Source organism: Oleiphilus sp. HI0086, assembly GCF_001635225.1.
Map to the genome: position 1 here is coordinate 1 of NZ_LWFZ01000873.1, position 23756 is coordinate 23756.

Here is a 23756-nt window from a genome sequence, read left to right on the forward strand (position 1 = left end):
ATGCTGAATATGGGCTTAAGCTAACAACGGCCCGCTACTATACCCCTAATGGCCGCTCGATTCAGGCGCAAGGTATCGAGCCCGATATAGAAGTTAACCGAGCCAAGTTGAGTGAAGAAAAAACCAAAGCCTTTTATCGAGAGTCTGATCTAGCCGGTCACTTAAGTAACGGCAACCAAAATAAGAATGAATCCAGCAAAGAAGAAAGCGAAGACTCAGAAGTTTCTCGTCAACAATCCATGCTGGAAAAAGACTTCCAGCTTCAGGAAGCTTTAAGTTTGCTAAAGGCTTTGGATATTCTAAAAGTTAAGCAAAAGAACTCTTCCGTCAAAACACCAGAGAGCCAAACTGAGGCTGAAAACCTAGCTGAAGAAGGCACGCCACAAGGTGAGTAACTATCTCCTCAAGCTCAGTACAGTAGTCACCTTTATCCTGACTACTGTCGTGCTTGCTTTTCCCGTTGCTGCAGAACTAAAGCAGCAACCGACCATCGCGATCGTCATTGACGATATGGGGAATCACCTGGAGAACGGCTCCCGATTAATTGACCTACCCTACCCCCTTACTTTGTCTTTTCTACCAGAAAGACGCCATACACGAGCCCTAATCGAAAGAGCTAAAGAGAATGGCAAGGAAATCATGCTCCACTCGCCCATGCAAAATAAGCTTGGGATTAAGCTCGGTAAGGGCGGTTTAACCGAAAGCATGAGTGAGATGCAAATTAAGCAAACCTTGCGAAAAAGCTTTATCTCGATTCCGCATATGGTAGGCCTGAATAACCATATGGGCAGTCAGTTGACAACTCAAAACAAGGTTATGGAGTGGGTAATGGAAACGGTTAAACAGCACCCCTTCTTTTTCTTGGATAGTCGCACCTCTGCCAACTCGGTTGCCGCCAAAATTGCCGCAGCGCACCAAATCCCTAACATAAGCCGGGATGTTTTTCTTGACCATTTTCAAACCCGAAAATTTGTTCAAGCTCAGTTTATCAAGCTAGTCGAACTAGCAAAGAAGAATGGCACAGCCATAGCAATCGCCCACCCTCACAAAGTCACAGTTGAATACTTGAGCTGGGCTCTGACAAAGCTTGACGAAAAAGGTATCAGTATCGCTTCTGCTAGCGCTATCTGGCAAATACAAAACCCTGGACAGAGCATGCAAAACATCTTTGCTGCAAGAAACAAAGTTCCTCGACTAGCACAAAGTAAATCATCCACGTCAGACACCTTAAAGCACGCAAACTACAGCCCGCAAAGAATTCCGCAAGAATATCAAGACACCCTATAAATTCTTCCTACCGATCCATAAACAGTTATTTTTCGTGATAATTAATTTAGTCGATCTTTACTGGTCAGATTTTCTATCAGGTCTATACTAAATATGCGCGGTGCCTCCGCACTTTCAAGGATTATAGCGAACACATTTCAAACCCGAGGTTTATCACCATGTCCGGCAAAAATATAGACAGCTTATTTCACGACGGCACTCTTGCTGCGATTACCTTTATGACGGCTGACGCCGCATTTGCCATCCCTCTGGAACAAGTACTTTATATTGAGAAAGACGTGAAAAGAAACCTTCAGGTAAATGAGCTTGATGAGTTTAATCACGAAGTGATTACCTTCCAGAACAACACTGTTCAGCTGTACGATTTTAATCAGCTTATTGGTTCTGAAAATCACCAGACCCTAATGAACAACCTGGTTGCCAAACTGAACGAAATGGAGCAGCAACATAGAGATTGGCTTGATGCACTAGAGTCATCACTTAAAAACAACACGCCCTTTACTAAAGCGCTTGACCCTAACAAATGCGCTTTTGGCATGTGGTACAACCAGTTCGAAACAGATATTGAAGAGCTTAAAGAAGCCCTCCTGCGCTTTGATGAACCCCATAAAAAGTTACACGGTTTAGCTGAAACCTTACTCAACTTAAATCAGACTGATCACGACGAAGCAATGAAGATTCTGAACACCGAAAGACAAACCACGCTATCAGAATTGATCCACCTGTTCCATTTAACCAAAGAGCGAGCCTTATCGAGCATCCGTCCTATCATTCTTTTTGTAGAGCGCACTGGCGGCAAAGTAACAGCCTTACGTCTTGATAATATCAACGACATCGTCACCTTTAACAAAAAAGTATTTTGTCGAGATGACTCTGCAGATGGAATCATGAGAAGTAAAAATGATGACTTTGTGGTGGAAGGCTTTCTTAGAGACGGTAACGAAGCACCATTAATGCTGATCAACTGCCAGCCTGAGAGCAAGTCTGAATCTAATCAGGTTGCATAGAATTTAAAAAGCTTTGTAGGCAGCGCCTTCCACGGCTCGCATGAGGGCTAGCACGAAATTGATCGTGCGCCTGAACCCTCTGCCTACAATAGACAACTTTCTCGCGCTTAAGACCTACAGGCGCATTTCAATACCACAATCGGCCATATGTGCCTTGGCTTCTTGAACGCTGTACTCTCCAAAATGAAAAATACTTGCTGCCAGAACAGCATCGGCGCCACCTTCCAAAACTCCATCTGCCAAGTGCTGTAAATTCCCCACACCGCCAGATGCTATAACCGGAATAGACACAGCATCGGTAATCGCCCTAGTGACGCCTAAGTCGAAGCCGTTTTTCATACCGTCCTGATCCATACTGGTTAGTAATATTTCACCAGCACCGTAATCAGCCATTTTCTTGGCCCATTCGATTGCATCCAAGCCTGTAGGCTTACGACCACCATGAGTAAAGATTTCCCATCGACCTTCTTCACCCTCTGCACTCACCTTCTTCGCATCAATTGCGACGACAATACATTGGCTGCCAAATTTCTCGGCAGCTTCACGAACAAACTCTGGGTTAAATACTGCCGCTGTATTGATCGCAACCTTATCCGCGCCGGCATTCAACATACAGCGGATATCTTCAACTTTTCGGATTCCACCACCAACCGTTAGCGGAATAAACACTTCACTCGCCATTTTTTCAACAGTATGAACCATTGTGTCACGGCCTTGGTGACTCGCTGTGATGTCCAAAAAGGTGATTTCATCAGCCCCTTGCTCATCATACTTTTTGGCAACTTCTACCGGGTCACCTGCGTCACGGATATCAACAAACTGTACGCCCTTTACAACGCGCCCTTCATCAACATCCAAACAGGGAATAATTCTTTTAGCCAAGCCCATTAACTAGCTCTCCACTTATAATTTCAATCTTCACAATAGTCTTGAGCCTCTTTAAGGCTTAAGGCTTTTTCATCCAAAGCTCGTGAAACCAATACGGTTTCGATACCCACTTCAGACTCGGAATACAATGCACGAATATCATCCATATCTGCTACCCCGCCAGTCACCCACAATGGTACGCGAGAGACTTCAGCAAGCTTAATAGCCTCGTCGAGATTAACACCCTGACAGCTCCCTATACGCCCAAGGTCTCGATAAACCAGAGCAGAAATATCAGCAGCACTTAATTGCTGCGCCCAGGTTTCGGCAGTAACTGGTGACGTTTTCTGGCAACCATGTGTACACACCTGACCCTCTAGCAGTGACAGGCTCACCGTAATGCGCTCAGGAAAGCGCTTACACATTTCAGCAATAAACGCAGGATCTTCTATAGCTTTAGTTCCTAAGGTCACTGTTCTAATACCAGACTTCAGGTAATGCTCAACTTCAGATTCACTACGAATTCCACCTTCAACATGTAAATTTAGATTTGGAAAACGCTGAGCGATCGAAACGATCATTTCTGCATGAGCCGTCCGCCCCTGAATTGCACCATCTACGTCAAACACATAAAGGTCCTGCACACCGGCATCCATCCAACGCCCGGCAAGGTCTGTCGCATCATCGGAGTAAACTTTGGTCTGATCAAGGTGATGACCAGACACATGCACACATTTAGCCTGCATTAGGTTAATTGAGGGTAGGATATTCATCGCTTGACTAGTACCTTCTATTTTCCAGACCAGTTCGCAAAATTCTTGAGTAGCTGTAAACCTGCATGCTGGCTCTTTTCAGGGTGAAACTGAACTGCAAAAATGCTATCTCGGCTAAGTGCCGCAGCGATAGACTTCCCGTATTGGGCCGAACCTGCCAAGTATTGATGATCAGCCGCTACGTAATAGCTATGGACAAAGTAAAAACGCGAGGCATCTGAGATCTTATGCCACATAGGGTGATCACCATTCTGCACCACCTGATTCCACCCCATATGCGGTACTTTCAAACGAACCTTCTCGCCCTTATCGTTCTCTTCATACAAGCTTTCGCCAAAATGCAAAACATCGCCTGGGAAGGCACCGATACAATCAACGCCTCCATTCTCCTGGCTATGTTGAAGCAAAGCTTGCATGCCAACACAAATACCCAAAAAAGGTCTGTCCTTGGAAACTTCCATGCTTAAGCTATCAAAGCCCAAACGCTTAATTTCAGCCATGCAATCGCGCATAGCGCCTACACCAGGCAAAACAACCTTATCTGATGCACGAATCGTATCCGCATCCGAAGTTACAAGGACTTTTGCATCAGGCGCTACGTGTTCAAATGCCTTCGAAACCGAATGCAAATTGCCCATACCATAATCAATAATGGCAATTGTCGTCATTTTTTCTCACTCGTAAAAAGCAACTGACCTCAAAAGAGGCCAGTATTATTTATTAACTGTCGTACAACTTGAAACCGGTTCTATAAAGAACCTTTAGTAGACGGCATTTTTCCTTCCATTCGCTCATCAAGTTCCAAAGCCATGCGAAGCGCGCGGCCAAAAGCTTTGAATACCGTTTCGATCTGATGATGAGCATTTTTACCCTTCAGATTATCGATGTGCAAAGTTACATTGGCGTGATTTACAAAACCTTGAAAAAACTCATAAAACAGCTCTGTATCGAAGCGGCCGACACTTCCTCTGGTAAAAGGAATATCGTATTCCAAGCCAGGACGGCCAGAGAAGTCGATAACAACACGCGACAATGCCTCATCTAGAGGAACATAGGCATGGCCATAACGACGAATGCCTTTCTTATCGCCCACAGCTTTAGAGAATGCCTGGCCTAGTGTAATACCCAAATCTTCAACGGTATGGTGATCGTCTATGTGCAAGTCGCCTTTACAGTGCGCATCGATATCAATCATGCCATGACGACAAATCTGATCCATCATATGCTCTAAAAAAGGCACGCCAGTATCAAATTTAGCCTCACCCGTTCCATCAAGATTCACAGAAACTTTTATCTGTGTTTCCAGAGTATTACGTTCTACTTGGGCTTTTCTCTCAGCCATTTACTTCTCCGAAAATAAAATAATAAATAGATAAATTAGATAGCCTTATTTATCCACAGCACAAAAGGTCTAAGCCAATGCGCCTTTCAGGTTGTCGATATACTCATCAACCATTGCACTAAATTCATGCTTAACAACCGGGCTAATTGCTAACTTAAGCAGGCCTGGTAAAGGCAAAGTCAATTGCGCAGAAGTCGTTAATTTCAAGTTAGTTACGCCGTCACCTTCGGTTATTTCCCACTTACCTGATACAACGCCATTACCCTCACCCTTAACAGGAGTCCAAGTAACTTCACATGCGGCTTCGTCAGCAGAATACTTACAGGCATAAACAGTCTGGATTGCATGATCACCCAAGCCTACCTTTTCCATTTCCCAAAGAAAGGTATTGTCACCTTGATCGGTTAGTGCTTCAACTTTTGGGAAGTGGGCGCCTGAAGCGGGCACATCCGCCAACAATGCAAAAGCAGTGCTTGCATCGGCTTTAACGGTAAACTCGCGATCAATATCAATACTTACTTTAACGGTCATTTCCTACCTCACTATTATTATCACTGGTGGTTTTCTCAGGGTGTATTTCTGTGCGGGCAAGCCTATTAATGAGCGTTCCGATTAGAAATTCGAAAAGCTTCAATGACATAATCCTGCAGACCAGCAATAATAAACACTTCAAAGATAAAAAGCCACGATACCTTGAACAAGAAACCGACTCATTAAGGGCCATATACAGCAATGAACAAATTTCTTAAATTCAGCTTACTTTTGGTTATCGGACTGCCCTTATTAGCAGTGCTAGGTATCGCGCTGTTCATTCAGTTTCAAGATGCAAATCGCTTCAAACCTACGATTGAGCAGCAAGCTATAGAACAAGCCGGAATAAACTTATCGATAGACGGGTCCCTAACCTGGTCTTTGTACCCACTCGGCATTGATATCAACGATATGCAAATCAGTGATCAGCATGGACAAGCGTTTGCATCTATTAAGAGAATACTGGCGCAGGTAGACCTATTTTCTTTACTCAAGGGTTCACCCAGCGTTCACACCCTGCTTCTCGATAGTGCAAAAATATCGCTATTTGAAGACGAGCAAGGAAAAGCCAATTGGCTTAATATTCTACCAACACAAGAAACAGCGGCACTGGAAAAAGACACCTCGGAAACGAAAGCAAAAGATTCAAATCAAGACTCAAAAAACCAGAAGACTTCTGAGCTTTCGTTTTTACTCAGCCAGCTAAGCATATCTAACCTAAACATTGCTTATACATCAGAGCTCAAAAACCAAAGCATTAAACTTTCACCTGCGAGTATTAAGGTTTCAAACATAGCACCAAACAAAGATGTACCCTTCGACATAGACTTCACCTTCGAAGACACCATAGAAAAACTAACACTCAATTCTAATATTATTGGCCTTATCGAGTTTTCACCTGACTTTTCAAAAATTACGGTAAAAGAACTCAAGAGTAATTTTGAAGCGAATGGCGCCTTCTCTCAGTTCGAAGTAATTAATGCAAGTCTCGACAGCAAATTCACTGTGAACACCAGTAAAGAAGAAATAGTGGTTGAGGAGCTTTTCCTCATACTCGAGGAACTCAAGCTTGATAGTCAGTTAAGCCTTACAAACTACTTAGAATCACCTCACCTTCAAGGGCAAGTCCAAGTCAACAAGTTCAACCCCAAGATTCTAGCCGAGAGATTTGGAATTGCATTACCCACCTTATCTTCACCTGAAGCGCTAAACGCATTTAGCCTTTCGAGTAAGCTCGAATTTAAAGACCAGGCTCTATACTTTCAACAAATCAACACACAAGTAGATAAGAGTTCATGGCAAGGAGACCTTACATTCAATAGCAGTAATCAAGCGTTTGCACTTAGCCTTGTCGGTGACTCAGTTAATATCGATAATTATTTACCCGCCGAAGAGGAAAATAACAACACCCAAGCAAGCGCCAACGATGAAGCACCAACGAACAACCAAACCAACTCAGAGCTTCTGCCACTAGAAACACTGAGACAGCTCGATCTAGACATATCTTTAAAACAACAAAGCTTAATTGCAAACAAAGTCCTGATCGAAAATCTTAATGTCGAATTAGCCGCAAAGAACGGAATCGTCAGCGTAACAAACCTGTCTGCGAAGTCTCATGAAGGCATACTAAACACGAGCGCAAAAATAGATGCGCGTAGCAACAAACCTACTTGGCAAGCCGATACAAAGATATCAAACCTTAACTTAGGCACTCTGATTCAAGCGCTGGAAATTCAAAATGCCGAGGACAGCGCTAGCCTCAGTGGCACTCTCAATTTTAGTGCTGCGCTGACAAGTCGTGGTAACACCTTAAGCGAAGTTCAAAGCAATGCCTTGGCTCAATCCGAATTTGAAGTACTCGACGGTGAAGTTCAAGGCATAAACTTCAAGGCACTAAGCTGCAAAGGATTGGCCCTAATAAATAAAGATTCTATCGATACTAACAACTGGCCAAAAGCCACACCTTTTGATCTGCTTAAAGGCAGCGCCAGTTTGAAAGATGAGATTCTCACGAACAATTTCGAGCTAACAAGCTCCGGATTGGCGATGAGCGCCGAAGGCCCTATCAACCTGAGCGCAACATCGCTAGACATAAAAACCGGCTTACGCGTCATTGGCGACTCTAATGAGCATGCCTGCAGGGTTAATGAAAAGTTCAAAGACATTCCTGTTCCTGTAAGATGCAAAGGAAAATTTGATACGCCTCCAGCTGAGCTATGTAAACTGGACAGCAAACGTTTACTCGATGCGACCAAGCAAGTAGCTGCTAAAGAAGCAAAGCGTAAATTAGATAAAGAACTGGATAGAGCCTTAAACAAACACCTTGGCGACAAAGATGAAATCAAAGATGCTGCCAAGAACCTACTCAAGAAACTATTTTAATGTCCACAGATAAAAGCTCATCAATCTTTGCAAATCGCCTACTAAATTGGTTCGACCAACACGGTCGCAAAAACTTACCCTGGCAAATAGACAAAACACCCTACAGGGTTTGGGTATCTGAAATTATGCTCCAGCAAACCCAGGTCAGCACAGTTATCGACTACTTCAAACGCTTTATGGCAAGCTTTCCTGATGTTAAAAGTTTGGCAGATGCTGACGAAGACAGCGTGCTCGAACATTGGGCCGGTTTAGGCTATTACGCCCGTGCGCGTAATCTACACAAAGCAGCAAAACAAATATCTTATGACCTGGATGGCGTCTTTCCCGAAGATGTTGACGGCTTAAGTGCCCTGCCAGGCATTGGTCGTTCAACTGCTGGCGCTATTCGTAGCATTGCTCACAAACAATATGCCCCGATTCTTGATGGCAACGTAAAACGGGTTTTATGTCGTTATCACGCCATCAAAACCTGGTCTGGCGAAAGAAAAACCGAACAAAAGCTATGGCTACTCGCAGATGAACACACACCGCAAGATCGTGTTGATGACTATACACAAGCCATCATGGATCTTGGCGCAACACTCTGCACACGCAGCAAACCTAAGTGCACAATTTGTCCAATGCAGGAAGATTGCCAGGCAAACAAAGCAGACCTACAACATGCCCTACCGGTTTCAAAACCCAAAAAAAAGATCCCTCAAAAGAAAACCTGGGCACTGCTAATTGAGTCTGATAAGGGAGTCCTACTTGAGAAAAGGCCGCCAAGCGGAATATGGGGTGGTTTATATAGCTTGCCAGAGGCACCACCCTCACTCACGCCACCAGACTTGATTCAATACTGCACCGAGAACTTTGGCATAGAAACAGAACTACTAGAAAGACACCAAAGCATTCACCATACCTTTTCTCATTACAAACTAGAGATACAGCCGGTTAAATTAAAGCTAAAAGCGTCACTACCAGAAGTACGCTCATCAGATAGGCTAAAGTGGATCCAAGAACATCAGCTTTCTAAATTAGGCCTGCCGGCACCAATATCTTCCTACCTTGAAAAGCTAAATTGTGATGATTTATTCAGATTAAATGACTAAGATTGACCCATCACATGCTATTTACTTACCACACGAGATCGAAACATGAGTCGCACTGTTTTTTGCAGAAAGTATCAAAAAGAACTGAAAGGCCTGGATACCCCGACAATGCCAGGAGAAGCGGGCCAAGATATTTTTAACAACATCTCTGAACAAGCCTGGAAAGAATGGCAAAATAAACAAACCATGCTGATTAACGAACGACAGCTCAATATGATGAGCGCCGAAGACCGAAAGTTCTTGAAAGAACAGATGCATAAATTCTTTAATAATGAAGACATTGAAAGCATAGAGGGCTATGTTACGCCTACAAAATAATCAAAATTTACGTTTGTGATTTTTTTTTAGTTTTAGCTCTTGACTCATCGAAACGAAACAGGTTTAATACGCCCCCGTTGCAGACATACCGAGACGCAACAAGTTGTACCAGTGCAAGATCAAGCACTTTAAATAATTGATATGCCCGGTTAGCTCAGTCGGTAGAGCAGAGGATTGAAAATCCTCGTGTCCTTGGTTCGATTCCGAGACCGGGCACCATTATTCGAAGAACCCGATCATCGCAAGATGTTCGGGTTTTTTCTTGTCTGCGATTTAGCCCAACCGTAAAAATATCGGTTGAATTATCACTTTCTGAATCGACAAATTTTAACTAAACACTTTTCTGTTTCAATTCATCTATACATCACCGTTTTTTCCGTCATACTAAGACAATGCAACATAAACCTGATGATTTTATCGCCCCGCCTTGCCACGAACATATCAAGATTCTTTATCAAGATGAGCATTTATTGCTCATTAACAAGCCGAGTAAATTGCTGAGTTTGTCAGGACAGAACCCTCTCAATATTGATTCAGTTCATTACCGACTCGTTAAAGACTTCCCTAGTGCTAGGTTGACTCACCGGCTCGACTTCGGCACCTCAGGTATTATGCTGGTCTCGCTTAGCAAAAGCGTTAATGCTCATATTGGAAAACAGTTTCAGGCAAGGTCGATAAAAAAGTCATATTGCGCGATATTAGAAGGCACACTCGAAAAAGATGAAGGTACGATTAGCTTTCCAATCGCAAAAGATGTGGCCAATTTTCCATTCCAGAAAATCTGCTACGAAACAGGTAAAGAGGCGATAACAAAATTTCAAGTTATTGAGCGCTACCTGAACCCTGACTTGACCAAGGTAACATTCACACCATTGACAGGACGAACCCATCAACTGCGAATTCATAGCCGCGAAATCTTACACCCTATTATTGGCTGTGACTTATATGCAACAGAGCGTAGTAAAGCAATGGCTGACCGCCTAATGCTACATGCAACAACATTGGAGTTTGTACACCCTATTTCAGGAAAACAAATAAAGGGCTTATGCCCCTCTCCATTTTAGCCGATACTAAACGCTGGAATGATATTCATTAACTCTACTCTTTCCCTTGAGTTAGTGCCGCTCCCCACAAGCAAAAAGTATGAGAAAAATCACTTTTCACTATTAAAAAAAATGAACATTCCCGTCTCACCCTCTAAGCTAGACCCTCATCAAAGCAAAGGAAAATTCTGTCCCGGTATTTAACTGAGATCTGACGCTAATGATACTGTCATGCAATTCAAGTATCTTCTGAACGATACTTAGACCAAGGCCAGCGCCGTCTTTCCTAAGCTCAGGATTTACGTCTGACGTAGACTGGTAGAAACGCTTAAAAACATAAGGGATATCTTCGGCAGCGATGCCACGGCCAGTATCAAAAACACCGACTTGAACGCCGCGTCCTTCTAACTTCAGTGACAAGGTAACTTCACCACTTTCTTTACTGTGAGAGATAGCATTATCAATCAGGTTCTGGAGCACCCTCTGCATAAGAGAAATATCGGCATTCACCAAAACATTCTCATCAGGCACTTTTGCGATCAATTCAAGCCCCTTTTCTTGCGCTCGTAATTCATAGTCTTGTCGCACATCGTAAACAAGCTCAGTCAAGGAGAATATCTCGTATTGTGGCTGAACCCTCCCCGCTTCTAGTTTAGATAATTCAAATAATTGACTAACTAAATCCCTTAAACGCTTGCTATGACGATGCGCCACTTCCAAATATTTTCTCTGCTTAGCAGAGTCTAGCGTCTCGGACTTGATAATGAGTGTTTCCAAATAGCCCTGCATGGCTGCCAATGGCGTTCTTAAGTCGTGAGAGACATTAGATATTAACTCCCTTCTTAAGCGATCACTTTCAGCGAGTTGATCAAACTGGCTTTGTATTCGTTGGCGCATAAGCGAAAAGGAACTCGATAAAACTTCAATTTCATCACTGTTACTCCTTAATTCCCAAGCATCACTTGTGCCTAGCTCAGCCTCACGATAAGTTCGAATTTCCTGAGCCAGCTTCCTCAGTGGGCTAGTAATTCGCTTGAAAGATAACAAAGCTGAGAAAACGAAGAATAGCGATATTGCGCACATCGCTCCTAAGACAATGCGAATGATATGGCTGCTTTGCAGTGATTCGGCTATCGAGGCAGACTCATGACTAGCGAGCACGATATACAGAAAGCCTTTCTGCTTACCCTGAAAGAAGACAGGCGCGGCAGAGAATATATTGAGTTTATCAGGCTCTCTTGGATTACTCCCCAAGACTGCCTCATTCCCCTCACCCTTTAGCCATGAGTCTATTGCCCGTACATTGACCTGACCTTTATCGATTGAGGCGTCGGGTAGCGCATGCCCTAATACTTGACCATTATTATCCAACAAATAAACTTCAACACTTGGATTGATCATCATGGTATTGATTGCGATCCCCTTAAGTGCCTTTTTATTGATATTAAGGCTGCCATTTTCTCGCTCTGCTTTGTCTAAAAACAAAGGCTCAGATAAATGATCCAGTATGTACGGTGCCAAGTCACGATGGAGCCGCTGGGTAACTTCTTGATGATATTTATCACTGCTCCATAGCGCTAAGACAAAGAACATCCCTGTCACAAAAATACCGATGATAGATATGGTGACAGCCAGCTTTGTATAAAACGGCAGCTTTCGTCTCATCGCACCCTTTTCAATGTTCTTACTCTCCAAAACGATAACCCACCCCCCAAATTGTATTAATATATACAGGGTTTGAAGAATCCGATTCCAGTTTTGATCGCAAGCGATTTATATGAGAGTTAACGGTATGCTCATAACCTTCGTGACCATAACCCCAAACCTTGTCAAGAAGCTCACTACGTTTAAAGACCTTTCCCACATGAGATGCAAAGAACCAAAGTAAATCGAATTCTTTCGCTGTTAGATCTAGCGTCTTTTCAGCTAATTTTGCTTTTCTAGAAGAGGAATCTAAAGAAAGGCTAAGATAGCTCAATACACTCGCTTCAGGTCTTGGTTTCTCACTCTGGGCAGACCGTCTAAGCAATGCTTTTACTCTTGCCTTTAGTTCGGCCACACTAAAAGGCTTAACTAAGTAATCATCAGCACCAATCTCTAGACCTAAGACTCTATCCAACTCAGTTGAACGGGAAGTCACCATCATCAGCGGCACATAAATTTGTGAGACTCGAAGCATTCTACATAGCTCCAAACCGTCTATGCCTGGCAGTTGTAAGTCTAAAATAATGGCGTTCCACTGCTCTGATCTCGCTCGCTGAAAACCCTCAACGCCATCACTAACAACTAAAATATCGGCGTTTAAGTCTCGAAGGTGAAGCGACATAAGGTCTGCGATATCGGGGTCATCTTCCACAATCAGAAAACGCTTTCTATCAAGGTCAGAAAGAACATCAACCGCTTGTAAACTTTTACTCTCCATATGAAGGTTCATTCTCTGCTCCCTAGCATTTATCATAAGCCTGTTTGAGACCATAAAAACGAGGAGAGAGTGAGGCTACTAAGCTTAAGAATAACAACATTCAAAAGCCCTCAAACAACGTGCGCTAACGAATACGTTCCACGCGAACATTCACAGCCGGGTTATCCCAACGGTGAACCTCACCTAAGGTTGAGCTTGATAAACCGTCGTCCTGAGTCACAACACCTGGGTGCAGATATGCTGCGTCCCGAACATCATCACGCGCAACATTGAACCCTTCACGATCGCCACCTTGTGCTGCAGGCCCGGGAATTGTGTCTGCTGTCTCGGTGTTCGCTTCAGTGCCCGTATCATAGGTCAGCAATTCAAAACTCATACTCTCGTCAATCTCTAGTGTGCTAATTGCTTTACCGTTTAAAGCTGCAATAGCATCATTCGAGTTAACCAACATAGACACAACACTCAGTGATAAAGTTCCCAAGTATTTTTCAGAAGTTTGAACCTGAAACGACTCATACTCTCCTGGCGCTATAATTCCAGCACCAGACTCAGCAAGATAAACGTAAGAATCGTCAAGCGATGAGGATAAGAACTGGCTGTTGTCTCCCCCTTCAGCTAGTAACTCGAGTTCATCACTCGCCCTATGACCCGTCTGAAAACTCTTCCATTGGGAATCGTGCAATAAAACTGCAGCAGGCGATAAAGGCTGACCAGCCGTCAAGTTGCTCACTGTAACTTCAAACTCAAGCATGTCATCCTGCTTAGAGTCGTTATCAGAACACGCGGATAGAATTAGCGATGAGGCCAGCAGGGCTCCACTCATCAACTTCTTATTGATAGAAAAATAACCGTTCATAGCTCTGCCCTGTATTCGCTTACCGTTACAGTAATCTTGGCAATTGGGTTCAACCATCTGTGAGTAGTACTATCTAAATCTGAAACACCTCCATCAGCATCCAGATCCCCCAAAGCACCACGATGGATATGAACATAACCTTCAGCAGTGGCAACAATACCAGTACCATTTTCACCTAGGGTCGCTGCAACCGGCCCAGGAGCAGGAAAACCGGCCTCGCCTACCGCACCACTACCCACCACTTCGTCATTGGCTTCTGTACCTGCATCATAGGCTTTGGCATAGTATGTATAGGTTCCGGATTCACTGGGTATCTCGATTCCATTCAGAGCAATAAAGCCATCATTACTAGGCAAGATCATACCTACAACACTAAGCAGAACATTGCTTGTGCCATCGGTATTCAAGCTTGTAGAAGTCATTGATCCGGGTTCAAGAAGTCCCGAGGCAGGGTTATTGGATTGCACAGCGCCTAGCGCATCTAAACTGGCTTCAATTCCGCTTAAATCACCACCTTCTGCCATTGCCTGCAAATCATCTGATGCCACGCTTCCAAGTTCAAATAACGACGAACCTTCAGGGTGAGCTGTAACAGCCAAGGGCGTAAAGAATATTCCTCTGGTCAGGTTTTCGATAGTGACATCCACTTCTGCGGCTTGCACAAAAGGAGCACTAAAAGCTGGAAGTAAAAGCCCCAGCGCAATTTTTTTGATACTTGAGTGAGTTTTTTTCATGTCAGTTTCCTCCGGAAAACATTTATGTTGTTTTGGTGGAAACATTGTTACGCAGAGGCTCAGCTACATTCCTCACGAAAGTATCACGAAAGAGTAATTAATTTATCGCTCAGCTTTTTTCTATAAACTTAACACTATGAAAGAATCACGATTGCACTATTGACCCCCTGTTAAGATGCGCCTATTATCCCTCGCGCTTGGAAGCCATCGATACTACTAAAACTACAACACGGACGTGAAAGCCAACCCTCTATGCGACCTTGCTAGAAACCTTGGCCACCATATACTCCGCGATACAATCCTTCAGCATCATACGTAATTTTCTAGGGACTATCAGCCTCCCACTGCATTCGCTCGCCTATAGGACGCCATATACATTTCCGGTACCTTACGAGCGAGTCGAGGCTGAACAATGACAGGAGAACGGATATGTCAACACTCAACAAAAAGATTGCAGCCCATCTTGAGGAGCAATTTCCCCCTGAGTTTGATGAGAAGTGGGTAAGTAAATTACTAACCGATAAAGAACCCAAAGTAAAAAAAAGAGTCACTAAACGAAAGACACCTGATCATGAAAAAGCTCTTCTAAAAGATATCGCACTGATCGAAGCCGAGATAAGAAAACAAAAGATAATCAGAAAAGCTAATTCAAGCAAAGCAGTAAAAGCAAGGAAGCCGGTTTCCAAACCTCCTCAAAAAACAAATGAACCTGAGTCCATGAGCGCTATCGAAAAGCAAAAAAAAGCACACATAAGTAAAAACCAAGCAGGCCTTGATTCAAACAATACACCGAACAAAAGAAATTCTCGCCGCCTTCTATCACGCCTTAAAAAACGTTAAATCAAGCTGACTCCTAAATTGATATATAAGCCCACTGAACTTAATTGGGCTTATATATCAATCAGCATATACGCCTATACAGCACCCTGCTTTCCGAAGAACTGCCCCACATTAGTTCAAGCCTCTTCCACCAAATTTATCGCGCCTCAAAACAAAGCTTGCGTCAAAAACAAAATTAGATCATTGTGCAATATATAGCACTTTAATTTTTTCATCAGTCAACAAAAGTGAACCAGAGTTCACATTACACTGTAAACAAAAATGTTACGAATTGTTAATCTCGGTACCCTAAAATGCTTCACGAAACTAAATTCCCACTCATAAAAGCTCATTTTGCCCGAAGATTAAAAGAACTAAGGAATGCCTACGGTCTAAAAAGAGGCACACCATTAAAGCAGCAAGAACTTGCTGAGGCGATTGGCGTTTCACGACGGGTCTATATCGATTGGGAGAACCCGACTAAAACAAATTCTGTTCCAACAGACATTAATAAGCTGATTGCTCTGTGTGAAATTCTAGATACCGACCTGATATACCTATGCACGGGGCTTTTTGATGGCCAAAAAGAGCGTAAGCATCAAGATAATTACGTAAACGTTTACTCTAGATACAGCCAAAACCCCGATTTCTACCTAATGGTGAACTTTTTAATGCGCTGGGATGATGAAGTACTTAAGAAAATGACAGCCTATTTTGAGAGTTTAACTGACTTCTATGAGGGGCAACCTTTGATAAAGTAGGGCTAAGAATAAGCCCTACATTAGGCGCTCTTACTGGACTTCGTTAATAGTTAGCCAATAAGCCAGAACACTTCTTAATTGACGGTTCCAATTGGTAACATCCAGATCCTGCCGCACGCAACTCCTTGCACCAATGCGGTAGGCCTCTTTGATTTCATTTTTTGAAAACCCTGCAGAAATCAAAACAATCGGCACAGAGTGAAAACGCGCCTGGTTCATCAGTGACTTGATCACATCAATACCTGTAAAGAACGGTAGCTTGTTATCTAAAATAACCAAATCTGGCGTGCGACTTCCAGGGTCACCCAGTACGTCAATCGCCTGCGCACCATTCTGCAGCATGCATAAATCAACTTCCTGCTCGTGCTGTTCGATAATCCTAGTGACCAAGAAACTCTCGTCAGGGCAATCATCGACAACAACATATGGATTCGGCATTAATTATCCTTTCAATTATTTTCCAATCTTTTATTCTATCCTTATTCGCTTTAGTTTGAACAGACCTCGGAAAGCCAACGGAATCCGTTGAGTGAAACAGCCGTAACATCATAATAGTAGCCATTAAATAAATATTTCATTATTGTGGTAATTATGAGCGACGAATACGGACACAGATTAAAAGCTTTTTCATTAAGAATGGAAAAAGAGCTTAGAAGAAAGCTTGAAGAACAAGCGAAACAGAATGGTCGAACCTTAACTTCGGAAATCAACCATCGCTTGGAAAACTCTCTTGATGAAAGCGAAAAAGAATCTGAACTAAAGAGTGTTGAAGAGTCACTAAGCTCTCTGCATGAAAAGTTAGATCACCTTTCAGCAAAAAGTTCAGATTCATAGATCAAGCCAACTTGTATACAAGTGAACGGTTACGTTCACTTGCGCCTGTTAGAAAGTAGCCCCTCAAAACTGGTTCGGTGCGATCAGCCCCAGATAATAGCCAGCAATTAATAGCACTAACAATGATATAGATAAAGATATGCGTACAGTCAGCGCAGTGAGCACTCGTGTATGCTGATTATCATCTTTACCTAAAAAGAAAGCGCCCGCACCAAGACTGACAAGAACCGCCAACAAGTTAATTAGTATTAGAATTTTATAAAAGCTCATGGGTCACCTTTTTTTAAGTCTTATTCTGATAGGCTTTGTTCTAGCTTCAGCGTAACAGAAAAATAATACTCAATGAACTGCGACTGACCATTAAATATGCCCTATTCTTTTCAGCCTAAGTTTTTCCTCTCTTTGTTTTGCACCCTAATGATGCTTGTTTTTTGTGCTTTGGGCCTTTGGCAATTGCAACGAGCTGATGAGAAACAGCAAACCCAATCCGAGCTTGAAGAATTGAGCATGCTGCCTCCCAGAAACTTAAACCTACAAAGCAACCATCTTAAATCGGCCTCCAAAGCCCTTGCGACGGGCCACTACCTAGTTAATGAGCAATTCTTATTAGACAATATTGTTCACAAGGGCAAACCAGGCTACTACCTAATGAGCCCTTTTTTACTAAGCAATCGAGATGAAGTTATTTTGGTGAACCGCGGATGGCTGGCCAAACAGCAAAACGGACTGCCTGAGTTCAAGACGCCAACTGAGCAATTAAGTTTACGCGGCATCCTCGCTCTACCACGCTCTAAGCCAGTCATCCTTGGGAGTATCGATCACCCTATTTCTGCTACGCCACCGCTGTGGTATTACATGGATATGGAAGTTTTTCAGCAGCAAAGCAGCTATAAAGCTCTTCCTTTAATTTTGCGACTTGCGCCCGAACCCGATTCAGATTTCGTGAGAGACTGGCCTAAATTCCAAGCAAAGTCCGGGATGCACATTGGCTATGCAATTCAGTGGTTTGTTTTCGCATTCTTTGTTTTAATAGCCCTTCTTGGTATTAATTTTAAAAGCAAAGCCAAACCTAATAAAAATAATAGTAACAACTAATGGTGATTAAATGAGCAACCCTTCGGTGCCAGTAAATAAGCCTTCTTTTGATAAGCCACAAAACCCCACCCTTTTTAAGCGCCTGGTTAATCCTCTAGTTATTATGCTGGTGCTGTTTGGCTTCCCTTATATCGCATCCTGGTATTTTATGAATAGCGAAGGTAGCTTTTCTGTGGGTGACTTAGGAAATCATGGACAATTAGTCTCCCCCGTTTTACCAATTGGCGAGTACTCACTCAAGACAAGCGCTGGCGAAATACTTTCGGATAAAAGTTTAGCCGGAAGCTGGCGTCTATTTACGGTGAGTTCATCCTGTGAACAATCTTGTCAGGATACGCTTTTAGTCATTCGACAAGCCAGGAAATCAACAGGAATAAACCGCAAGGTCGTCAAACCCATTCTATTACTAAAAACTCCCGAAGCATTAGCACCCTTTAAAGTAGACCTTACACAAGCCTTTCCTCAGTTAGCAACAGTGAGCTCGGACAGCCTTGATGCCAAAGTGCTGATCAACACATTTTCTCAAACACATGCTCAGGTCGAAAATAGTATTTTCATGGTCGACCCCTATAACAATCTAATGATGTATTACCCTGAGGGCGTGGAGCCAAAGCATTTAATGGAAGACTTAGAAAGGCTTTTAAAGGTTAATAAACCCAAGCTGTAATAAAAACATCTTTATTCATGATCAATACCCCTCAATAAAAATAATAGAGACGACATGAACAAACTCTTTTTCAGAATCAGCCTGGCCGCCTGTGCGCTGGCTTTATTTGTGATAGTGCTGGGCGCATACGTTCGTCTGTCTGATGCCGGATTGGGCTGTCCAGACTGGCCGGGATGTTATGGCACGCTCATTGCCCCAAGTGATAGCAATGACATTCAAGCTGCCAACGAAGCCTACCCGGAACGCCCATTTGAAGCCGACAAAGCCTGGAAGGAAATGATTCATCGTTACTTTGCCAGCACTTTGGGCTTATTAATCCTGGCAATGGCAGCTATTGCGATTAAGCGCAGAAAAGAACAAGGTCAGCAACTCACGCTTCCCCTAATTCTACTCGTAGTCGTCTGCTTTCAAGGCGCACTAGGGATGTGGACCGTCACCATGCTACTAAAACCCGCAATTGTTACGCTTCACTTGCTTGGGGGAATGTTAACTTTAGCCCTGCTTTGCTGGGCGATGCTAAGTGATCGACAACAAAAACCTGCTATCGTTTCCCGAGGCCTTAAGAACTGGGCCATATTGGCACTCGTCGTAGTCTATTGTCAGATAGCACTCGGGGGCTGGACCAGCACTAACTATGTCGCGCTTCATTGCTGGGATTTACCAACCTGCCAAGGTAAATGGTGGCCAAATACCGATTTCTCTGAAGGCTTTACAATTTGGCGAGAACTCGGTGTTGATTACGAAGGTGGTACGCTTTCGCTTGAAGCGGGTACGGCGGTTCATCTGACACACCGAATAGGAGCAGTAGTGACACTCCTAGTTGTCGGCACTTTTGCCCTTTTCCTGTTACGATTTTCAAAAGGCCCAGGCCAGCAAGGCACAAGAAACTTAGCCATTTTACTGTTAGTTCTCTTGTGCGCACAGATAAGCTTGGGCATATTGAATATCATACTGGTTCTTCCAACTGCGATAGCTGTCGCACATAATGGCGGTGCTGCATTATTATTGTTGACTATCGTCGCAATTAATCGGAAGCTAAGCACTGATAAACAAAAAAATACCTAGCATCTACGCTCAGTTTTCTTAAACAACGGTTCATAAAAGCTCAGGCAATGCTAGAAGAAAAACAACAAGGCATGTTTTATACAGCCGTTGTCTTGTGTGAAGAATATAAAAACAACAAAGAGAGTTCACAATGGCAAACACTACCGCACTTGCACCCGCAAGCGCCATATCATGGCGCCAGTACCTCGAGCTTTGTAAACCCAATGTGGTTTTACTTATTGTTTTTACCGCCATCGTTGGGATGCTTTTATCCTCCCCTGGCATGGTGCCCCTCGACACCTTATTCTTTGCCTCACTCGGCATAGGTATGGCTGCAGCTTCTGGCGCTGCAATCAATCACTGGGTGGATCAAAAAATTGATGCCACGATGGAGCGAACCAAGGGACGCCCCATTCCGACTGGAGGCCTGTCATCCAAGGCAGCTCTGAGTTTTGCGCTAAGTTTGTGCGTACTCTCTATGGCGATTTTACTTGCGACAACGAACCAGCTTACCGCGCTACTAACCTTCATCTGCGTTATTGGCTATGCGGTCATCTATACTATGTTTCTTAAACGCTCTACCCCGCACAATATCGTTTGGGGTGGTGCTGCCGGTGCTGCACCGCCGATTCTTGGCTGGGTCGCGATGACGGGTGAAGTTAACACCGAGGCCTTGTTATTATTTCTCATTATCTTTATTTGGACGCCACCACATTTCTGGGCACTGGCCATTCGCCGTCGCGATGATTATGCAAAAGTTGATGTCCCTATGCTTCCGGTGACTCATGGCATTCCTTTCACCAAGGTACAGGTATTACTTTATACTTGTATGCTTCTTGCCGTTACGCTGATACCCTTTGCCATACAAATGACCGGCTTAATCTATCTAGCCGGGGCGGTAGCCTTAGGGTTGGGCTTTATTTATCACGCTTATAAGCTATATCGCTGCAGTGCTGACCAACACGCAATGAAAACCTTTGCTTACTCAATATTCTACCTAACGGCCTTATTTGCATTTCTGCTCGTCGATCATTACATACGACTGGTAATACGCGGATAGAAACTGATTAGATTTCGCAAAGCGGCCAGTTCAACGTATAATACCTGCCCTTTTTCATTTCGCCCTATTTACGCATAGGGCTGTTCGGAACACTGACAGGTATTACGCTCCATGCAAGACTTTCAAATCGACCAATACGACTCCCTGTTGGACAACAAAGCCGCTCAAGTACGTGAGCAGTTCCTGCGTTTCTCTGCACCAGAATTGGAAGTCTTTGCCAGTGAAGTTGAAAATTTCCGCTTAAGGGCCGAATTCAAGATTTGGCACGAAGGCGAACGATGCTTCCATGCCATGTTTGAAAAAGGGACCAAGAACGCGCCAATTGAAATAACTCACTTCCCCATTGCTAGCAAAGCTATCACTGAGCTAATGCCTGTCATGATGGAAGAGATCAACCAGTCACCTCAACTCAAGCATCGCCTGTTTCAGCTTGAATACTTGAGTACACTTTCAGGTGAAATGCTGGTCACTCTGATTTATCACAAACAGTTAGATGAAATCTGGATAAAAGAAGCCAAGCGTTTGAAAGAAAAGCTTGGTATTCACATCATCGGCAGAGCCAGAAAGCTCAAACTTCTACTCGATCAAGACTATGTTATTGAAATACTAAACGTCGACGGAAAAGCACTTCGCTATAAACAAATTGAAGGTGGTTTTACTCAACCAAACGGCAAGATGAACGAAAAGATGCTCAGCTGGGCCCGAAGCTGTGTCGACGGCAATAAGGGAGATTTACTTGAACTCTATTGCGGCAACGGGAATTTCTCTATTGCTATGGCCGATAAATTCCGTCGTGTATTTGCTACAGAGATTAGCAAAACCTCAGTCAAAGCTGCCAATGACAATAAAGAAATGAACAGAATCGATAACGTTGACTTTGCTCGCGTTAGTGCCGAAGAGTTTACCGGGCACATGAACGGCATCCAAAAACGCCGTCGTTTGAAAGACCTCAACCTAGAAGAAACTGACTTTCAAACCGTACTCGTTGACCCTCCTCGCTCCGGCTTGGATGACGAGAGCTGCGAAATGATCAGCCAATACCCCAATATCGTCTACATTTCCTGTAATCCTGATACTTTGGAGCTAAACCTGGAACAGTTGAGCAAAACACATGAGATCAAACGCTTGGCGATGTTTGACCAGTTCCCCTATACCCACCACATTGAGTGCGGCGTTTACTTATCAAAAAAGTAGCCCTATAACATAATGAGCCTACCTAAAGCTGATGAGTTTTAAGAGAGGCCCGAAACTTGCATCATATCTTTGTGAGAAGTTATTAACGCTAATAATGTACACAAGTTTGCCGGTAATAGTCAGACCTTAGTCAAATCACGACAAAATAAGCTATCATCGGTAAACAGTCTGCATAGACATAGCGCTATAAGGTCAATATTCGACAAGCTCTAAACCAGAGCCTTGCTGTCACCTATTGATAAAATATACATAAAGTAAATATATACGGCCCTATGCAAATATCCGCTATTAACAAGAACCTTACCTGCTTGTACTGCCTTCTTGCTTTGTGTTTAGCAATGCTGTCTCCGTCTCTAAGCGCTGGTGACACCTACTACACAGATACAGACAACGAAGATAACGCAAGATCAGGAAGCTCTGATGATGACATAGGTCGTATTCTTTCTGACACGTCGTTGAACTACCCGATAGAGTTCAACATAAACCTGACAGGCAGCCTTCCAAGCACCTCTGCCCAGCTTCTTATTAACGCTCACGACATCGATGAAGAATTAGGCCAAGAGGTGTCGATTTCTATAAACGGCAACGGCCTAGGGGACCTGTCCGGCGTCGCAGATGAGGACAGCACCAATATTTTTAACGTGCCAATCGGGCAAATAGTTTCCGGGAACAATATCGTCGAAGTCACCATAGCAAACCCTTGGGCCACTCGAGTCAATTGGGGACAATTACTTATCGATGAAGGGGATGATGATAGCTCTGAATTCATCAATATTAGCCTGTCCTCTATTGATATAGATAGTGGCACAGTTACTTTAAACCTAGATACCGAAGTACTCACAACCAGAGAGGGTGGCTACCGGCTAGAAGTAAACCTTATCGACCAGAGCGGCAACATGCACAGCCAAGCCACCGAAGACTTTCCAGGGCTTGTAGGGCAAACTCAGACTAGAACAAATAGTGTTTCATATCAGTTAGATGAACCGAGTGGCAACTTTCTAATTGAAGCTCACCTGTTTTTCCAGGAAAGCGGCTTTGACCTTCAGCAAGATTATGCCTCCACAACGTATTCACACATACAAGACTCCGGGCCTGATCAACTTCCTGCCAACGCAAATTTTTCACTTATCTCTGCAAATAATGCAAGCATCGTCGCCAATGGTAGTGCCACCACTACAATCACTCTGGATGGCTACGACCTAAGCAACAGACCAACGGCAGTAAGCGGCCAAACAGTGTTATTTTTCACGACAGCGGGGTCCATAAGCACAAGCACCGACAATGGAGATGGTAGCTACAGCGCAACGCTTACCGCACCTATTAGTATTGGCACAGCAACTATCAGCGCAACACTTGATGGTGCAACCGTTAGCGATACAGCGGCTGTCTCCTTGATTGCAGATACGCCTTCCATAGCGACCTCTCGCATCAATGCCGATACTGCTAGCCTGCCAGCAAGTGGCCTGGACACGAGCGTCATTACCGTTCAGCTTTCAGATATAAACAATAATGATTTGGCACGCGGTGGAAACAGTGTCGACATTACAGCCGATATTGGCAGCGTCGGGCCGGTCACCGATCTTGGCAATGGAAGCTACACTGCAGTTTTAACGAGCAGTACGACTGTCG

At 43.8% G+C, this 23756-nt stretch carries 27 protein-coding genes and 1 tRNA gene; 17 read left to right on the top strand and 11 right to left on the bottom strand.

Annotated elements, in window-relative coordinates; all coding sequences use genetic code 11:
- From A3756_RS15715 to A3756_RS15725, 3 genes are all read left to right on the top strand, one after another.
- The coding region (locus A3756_RS15715; protein WP_231875552.1) for a S41 family peptidase at positions 1-395 on the top strand (395 nt) is incomplete at its 5' end.
- Positions 388-1287 (top strand): divergent polysaccharide deacetylase family protein, encoded by a 900-nt coding sequence (locus tag A3756_RS15720; protein WP_068553865.1) that lies wholly within the window; start codon positions 388-390, stop codon positions 1285-1287. The genes A3756_RS15715 and A3756_RS15720, both read left to right, overlap by 8 nt.
- A 158-nt stretch (positions 1288-1445) precedes the next feature.
- Positions 1446-2294, top strand: a complete 849-nt coding sequence (locus tag A3756_RS15725; RefSeq protein WP_068511269.1) for a CZB domain-containing protein — start codon at positions 1446-1448, stop codon at positions 2292-2294.
- A 114-nt stretch (positions 2295-2408) separates the two neighbouring features.
- On the opposite strand, the gene hisF is transcribed toward A3756_RS15725, so the two are convergent.
- From hisF to A3756_RS15750, 5 genes are all read right to left on the bottom strand, one after another.
- The gene (hisF, locus tag A3756_RS15730) at positions 2409-3182 is read right to left on the bottom strand and encodes an imidazole glycerol phosphate synthase subunit HisF (RefSeq protein WP_068511272.1); all 774 of its coding nucleotides are present in this window, start codon (positions 3180-3182) and stop codon (positions 2409-2411) included.
- Between the two features lie 23 nt (positions 3183-3205).
- Positions 3206-3934 (bottom strand): HisA/HisF-related TIM barrel protein, encoded by a 729-nt coding sequence (locus tag A3756_RS15735; RefSeq protein ID WP_068511275.1) that lies wholly within the window; start codon positions 3932-3934, stop codon positions 3206-3208.
- Between the two features lie 17 nt (positions 3935-3951).
- Positions 3952-4602 (bottom strand): imidazole glycerol phosphate synthase subunit HisH, encoded by a 651-nt coding sequence (hisH, locus tag A3756_RS15740; protein WP_068511277.1) that lies wholly within the window; start codon positions 4600-4602, stop codon positions 3952-3954.
- 80 nt (positions 4603-4682) lie between these two features.
- Positions 4683-5276 carry an imidazoleglycerol-phosphate dehydratase HisB gene (hisB, locus tag A3756_RS15745; protein ID WP_068511279.1) on the bottom strand — a complete coding sequence of 198 codons (594 nt, stop codon included), beginning with the start codon at positions 5274-5276 and terminating at the stop codon, positions 4683-4685.
- Between the two features lie 69 nt (positions 5277-5345).
- The gene (locus tag A3756_RS15750; RefSeq protein ID WP_068511282.1) at positions 5346-5807 is read right to left on the bottom strand and encodes an SRPBCC family protein; all 462 of its coding nucleotides are present in this window, start codon (positions 5805-5807) and stop codon (positions 5346-5348) included.
- 201 nt (positions 5808-6008) lie between these two features.
- Here A3756_RS15750 and A3756_RS15755 point away from each other — a divergent pair, with 201 nt between their 5' ends.
- From A3756_RS15755 to A3756_RS15775, 5 genes are all read left to right on the top strand, one after another.
- The gene (locus A3756_RS15755) at positions 6009-8189 is read left to right on the top strand and encodes an AsmA family protein (protein ID WP_068553867.1); all 2181 of its coding nucleotides are present in this window, start codon (positions 6009-6011) and stop codon (positions 8187-8189) included.
- Positions 8189-9280, top strand: coding sequence for an A/G-specific adenine glycosylase (gene mutY, locus A3756_RS15760; protein ID WP_068511288.1), 1092 nt, complete (start codon positions 8189-8191; stop codon positions 9278-9280). The genes A3756_RS15755 and mutY overlap by 1 nt, the downstream gene beginning before the upstream one ends.
- A 45-nt stretch (positions 9281-9325) precedes the next feature.
- Positions 9326-9598, top strand: a complete 273-nt coding sequence (locus A3756_RS15765; protein WP_068553869.1) for an oxidative damage protection protein — start codon at positions 9326-9328, stop codon at positions 9596-9598.
- 143 nt (positions 9599-9741) lie between these two features.
- Positions 9742-9817, top strand: a tRNA-Phe gene (locus A3756_RS15770).
- Positions 9818-9990: 173 nt separating this feature from the next.
- Entirely contained in the window at positions 9991-10662 is a 672-nt protein-coding gene (locus tag A3756_RS15775) for a pseudouridine synthase (RefSeq protein WP_068553871.1), read from the top strand.
- 138 nt (positions 10663-10800) lie between these two features.
- Here the strand turns inward: A3756_RS15775 and A3756_RS15780 are convergent, their stop codons facing one another.
- The 4 genes from A3756_RS15780 to A3756_RS15795 form a co-directional block, all read right to left on the bottom strand.
- On the bottom strand, positions 10801-12336 hold the full coding sequence (locus A3756_RS15780; RefSeq protein ID WP_068553872.1) for a cell wall metabolism sensor histidine kinase WalK: 1536 nt from the start codon (positions 12334-12336) through the stop codon (positions 10801-10803).
- Positions 12326-13075 (bottom strand): response regulator transcription factor, encoded by a 750-nt coding sequence (locus A3756_RS15785; RefSeq protein WP_231872177.1) that lies wholly within the window; start codon positions 13073-13075, stop codon positions 12326-12328. The genes A3756_RS15780 and A3756_RS15785 overlap by 11 nt, the downstream gene beginning before the upstream one ends.
- Positions 13076-13187: 112 nt before the next feature.
- Complete coding sequence (locus A3756_RS15790) at positions 13188-13919, bottom strand: spondin domain-containing protein (protein ID WP_197475786.1); 732 nt, start codon at positions 13917-13919, stop codon at positions 13188-13190.
- Positions 13916-14653, bottom strand: a complete 738-nt coding sequence (locus A3756_RS15795; protein ID WP_156490524.1) for a spondin domain-containing protein — start codon at positions 14651-14653, stop codon at positions 13916-13918. The genes A3756_RS15790 and A3756_RS15795 overlap by 4 nt, the downstream gene beginning before the upstream one ends.
- A 429-nt stretch (positions 14654-15082) precedes the next feature.
- On the opposite strand from A3756_RS15795, the gene A3756_RS15800 reads away from it, so the two are divergent.
- Entirely contained in the window at positions 15083-15493 is a 411-nt protein-coding gene (locus A3756_RS15800; protein WP_068508864.1) for a hypothetical protein, read from the top strand.
- Between the two features lie 293 nt (positions 15494-15786).
- Complete coding sequence (locus A3756_RS15805) at positions 15787-16233, top strand: helix-turn-helix domain-containing protein (RefSeq protein WP_068511297.1); 447 nt, start codon at positions 15787-15789, stop codon at positions 16231-16233.
- Positions 16234-16263: 30 nt separating this feature from the next.
- On the opposite strand, the gene A3756_RS15810 is transcribed toward A3756_RS15805, so the two are convergent.
- Entirely contained in the window at positions 16264-16671 is a 408-nt protein-coding gene (locus A3756_RS15810; protein ID WP_068511299.1) for a response regulator, read from the bottom strand.
- Positions 16672-16824: 153 nt separating this feature from the next.
- Here A3756_RS15810 and A3756_RS15815 point away from each other — a divergent pair, with 153 nt between their 5' ends.
- Complete coding sequence (locus tag A3756_RS15815; protein ID WP_082865296.1) at positions 16825-17067, top strand: Arc family DNA-binding protein; 243 nt, start codon at positions 16825-16827, stop codon at positions 17065-17067.
- A gap of 63 nt (positions 17068-17130) precedes the next feature.
- Here A3756_RS15815 and A3756_RS15820 read toward each other — a convergent pair whose 3' ends face one another.
- Complete coding sequence (locus A3756_RS15820; RefSeq protein ID WP_068511303.1) at positions 17131-17337, bottom strand: twin transmembrane helix small protein; 207 nt, start codon at positions 17335-17337, stop codon at positions 17131-17133.
- A gap of 150 nt (positions 17338-17487) precedes the next feature.
- On the opposite strand from A3756_RS15820, the gene A3756_RS15825 reads away from it, so the two are divergent.
- The 6 genes from A3756_RS15825 to A3756_RS15850 form a co-directional block, all read left to right on the top strand.
- Positions 17488-18162 (top strand): SURF1 family protein, encoded by a 675-nt coding sequence (locus tag A3756_RS15825; protein WP_068511305.1) that lies wholly within the window; start codon positions 17488-17490, stop codon positions 18160-18162.
- A 10-nt stretch (positions 18163-18172) separates the two neighbouring features.
- Positions 18173-18829, top strand: coding sequence for a hypothetical protein (locus A3756_RS15830; protein WP_068511308.1), 657 nt, complete (start codon positions 18173-18175; stop codon positions 18827-18829).
- Between the two features lie 54 nt (positions 18830-18883).
- Positions 18884-19894 carry a heme A synthase gene (locus A3756_RS15835; protein WP_068511310.1) on the top strand — a complete coding sequence of 337 codons (1011 nt, stop codon included), beginning with the start codon at positions 18884-18886 and terminating at the stop codon, positions 19892-19894.
- 130 nt (positions 19895-20024) lie between these two features.
- A complete protein-coding gene (cyoE, locus tag A3756_RS15840; protein ID WP_068511312.1) occupies positions 20025-20933 on the top strand; it encodes a heme o synthase in 909 nt (302 codons plus the stop codon).
- Between the two features lie 111 nt (positions 20934-21044).
- Positions 21045-22127 (top strand): tRNA (uridine(54)-C5)-methyltransferase TrmA, encoded by a 1083-nt coding sequence (gene trmA / locus A3756_RS15845; protein ID WP_068553876.1) that lies wholly within the window; start codon positions 21045-21047, stop codon positions 22125-22127.
- 272 nt (positions 22128-22399) lie between these two features.
- The coding region (locus tag A3756_RS15850; protein WP_156490525.1) for an Ig-like domain-containing protein at positions 22400-23756 on the top strand (1357 nt) is incomplete at its 3' end.

What these genes read in the sequence shown, in the direction of transcription:
- A3756_RS15725 (WP_068511269.1), top strand. Translation starts at nt 1,446, where the DNA reads ATGTCCGGCAAAAATATAGACAGCTTATTTCACGACGGCACTCTTGCT.
- hisF (WP_068511272.1), bottom strand. Translation starts at nt 3,182, where the DNA reads ATGGGCTTGGCTAAAAGAATTATTCCCTGTTTGGATGTTGATGAAGGG.
- A3756_RS15735 (WP_068511275.1), bottom strand. Translation starts at nt 3,934, where the DNA reads ATGAATATCCTACCCTCAATTAACCTAATGCAGGCTAAATGTGTGCAT.
- hisH (WP_068511277.1), bottom strand. Translation starts at nt 4,602, where the DNA reads ATGACGACAATTGCCATTATTGATTATGGTATGGGCAATTTGCATTCG.
- hisB (WP_068511279.1), bottom strand. Translation starts at nt 5,276, where the DNA reads ATGGCTGAGAGAAAAGCCCAAGTAGAACGTAATACTCTGGAAACACAG.
- A3756_RS15750 (WP_068511282.1), bottom strand. Translation starts at nt 5,807, where the DNA reads ATGACCGTTAAAGTAAGTATTGATATTGATCGCGAGTTTACCGTTAAA.
- A3756_RS15755 (WP_068553867.1), top strand. Translation starts at nt 6,009, where the DNA reads ATGAACAAATTTCTTAAATTCAGCTTACTTTTGGTTATCGGACTGCCC.
- mutY (WP_068511288.1), top strand. Translation starts at nt 8,189, where the DNA reads ATGTCCACAGATAAAAGCTCATCAATCTTTGCAAATCGCCTACTAAAT.
- A3756_RS15765 (WP_068553869.1), top strand. Translation starts at nt 9,326, where the DNA reads ATGAGTCGCACTGTTTTTTGCAGAAAGTATCAAAAAGAACTGAAAGGC.
- A3756_RS15775 (WP_068553871.1), top strand. Translation starts at nt 9,991, where the DNA reads ATGCAACATAAACCTGATGATTTTATCGCCCCGCCTTGCCACGAACAT.
- A3756_RS15785 (WP_231872177.1), bottom strand. Translation starts at nt 13,075, where the DNA reads ATGAACCTTCATATGGAGAGTAAAAGTTTACAAGCGGTTGATGTTCTT.
- A3756_RS15790 (WP_197475786.1), bottom strand. Translation starts at nt 13,919, where the DNA reads ATGAACGGTTATTTTTCTATCAATAAGAAGTTGATGAGTGGAGCCCTG.
- A3756_RS15795 (WP_156490524.1), bottom strand. Translation starts at nt 14,653, where the DNA reads ATGAAAAAAACTCACTCAAGTATCAAAAAAATTGCGCTGGGGCTTTTA.
- A3756_RS15800 (WP_068508864.1), top strand. Translation starts at nt 15,083, where the DNA reads ATGTCAACACTCAACAAAAAGATTGCAGCCCATCTTGAGGAGCAATTT.
- A3756_RS15805 (WP_068511297.1), top strand. Translation starts at nt 15,787, where the DNA reads ATGCTTCACGAAACTAAATTCCCACTCATAAAAGCTCATTTTGCCCGA.
- A3756_RS15810 (WP_068511299.1), bottom strand. Translation starts at nt 16,671, where the DNA reads ATGCCGAATCCATATGTTGTTGTCGATGATTGCCCTGACGAGAGTTTC.
- A3756_RS15815 (WP_082865296.1), top strand. Translation starts at nt 16,825, where the DNA reads ATGAGCGACGAATACGGACACAGATTAAAAGCTTTTTCATTAAGAATG.
- A3756_RS15820 (WP_068511303.1), bottom strand. Translation starts at nt 17,337, where the DNA reads ATGAGCTTTTATAAAATTCTAATACTAATTAACTTGTTGGCGGTTCTT.
- A3756_RS15825 (WP_068511305.1), top strand. Translation starts at nt 17,488, where the DNA reads ATGCTTGTTTTTTGTGCTTTGGGCCTTTGGCAATTGCAACGAGCTGAT.
- A3756_RS15830 (WP_068511308.1), top strand. Translation starts at nt 18,173, where the DNA reads ATGAGCAACCCTTCGGTGCCAGTAAATAAGCCTTCTTTTGATAAGCCA.
- A3756_RS15835 (WP_068511310.1), top strand. Translation starts at nt 18,884, where the DNA reads ATGAACAAACTCTTTTTCAGAATCAGCCTGGCCGCCTGTGCGCTGGCT.
- cyoE (WP_068511312.1), top strand. Translation starts at nt 20,025, where the DNA reads ATGGCAAACACTACCGCACTTGCACCCGCAAGCGCCATATCATGGCGC.
- trmA (WP_068553876.1), top strand. Translation starts at nt 21,045, where the DNA reads ATGCAAGACTTTCAAATCGACCAATACGACTCCCTGTTGGACAACAAA.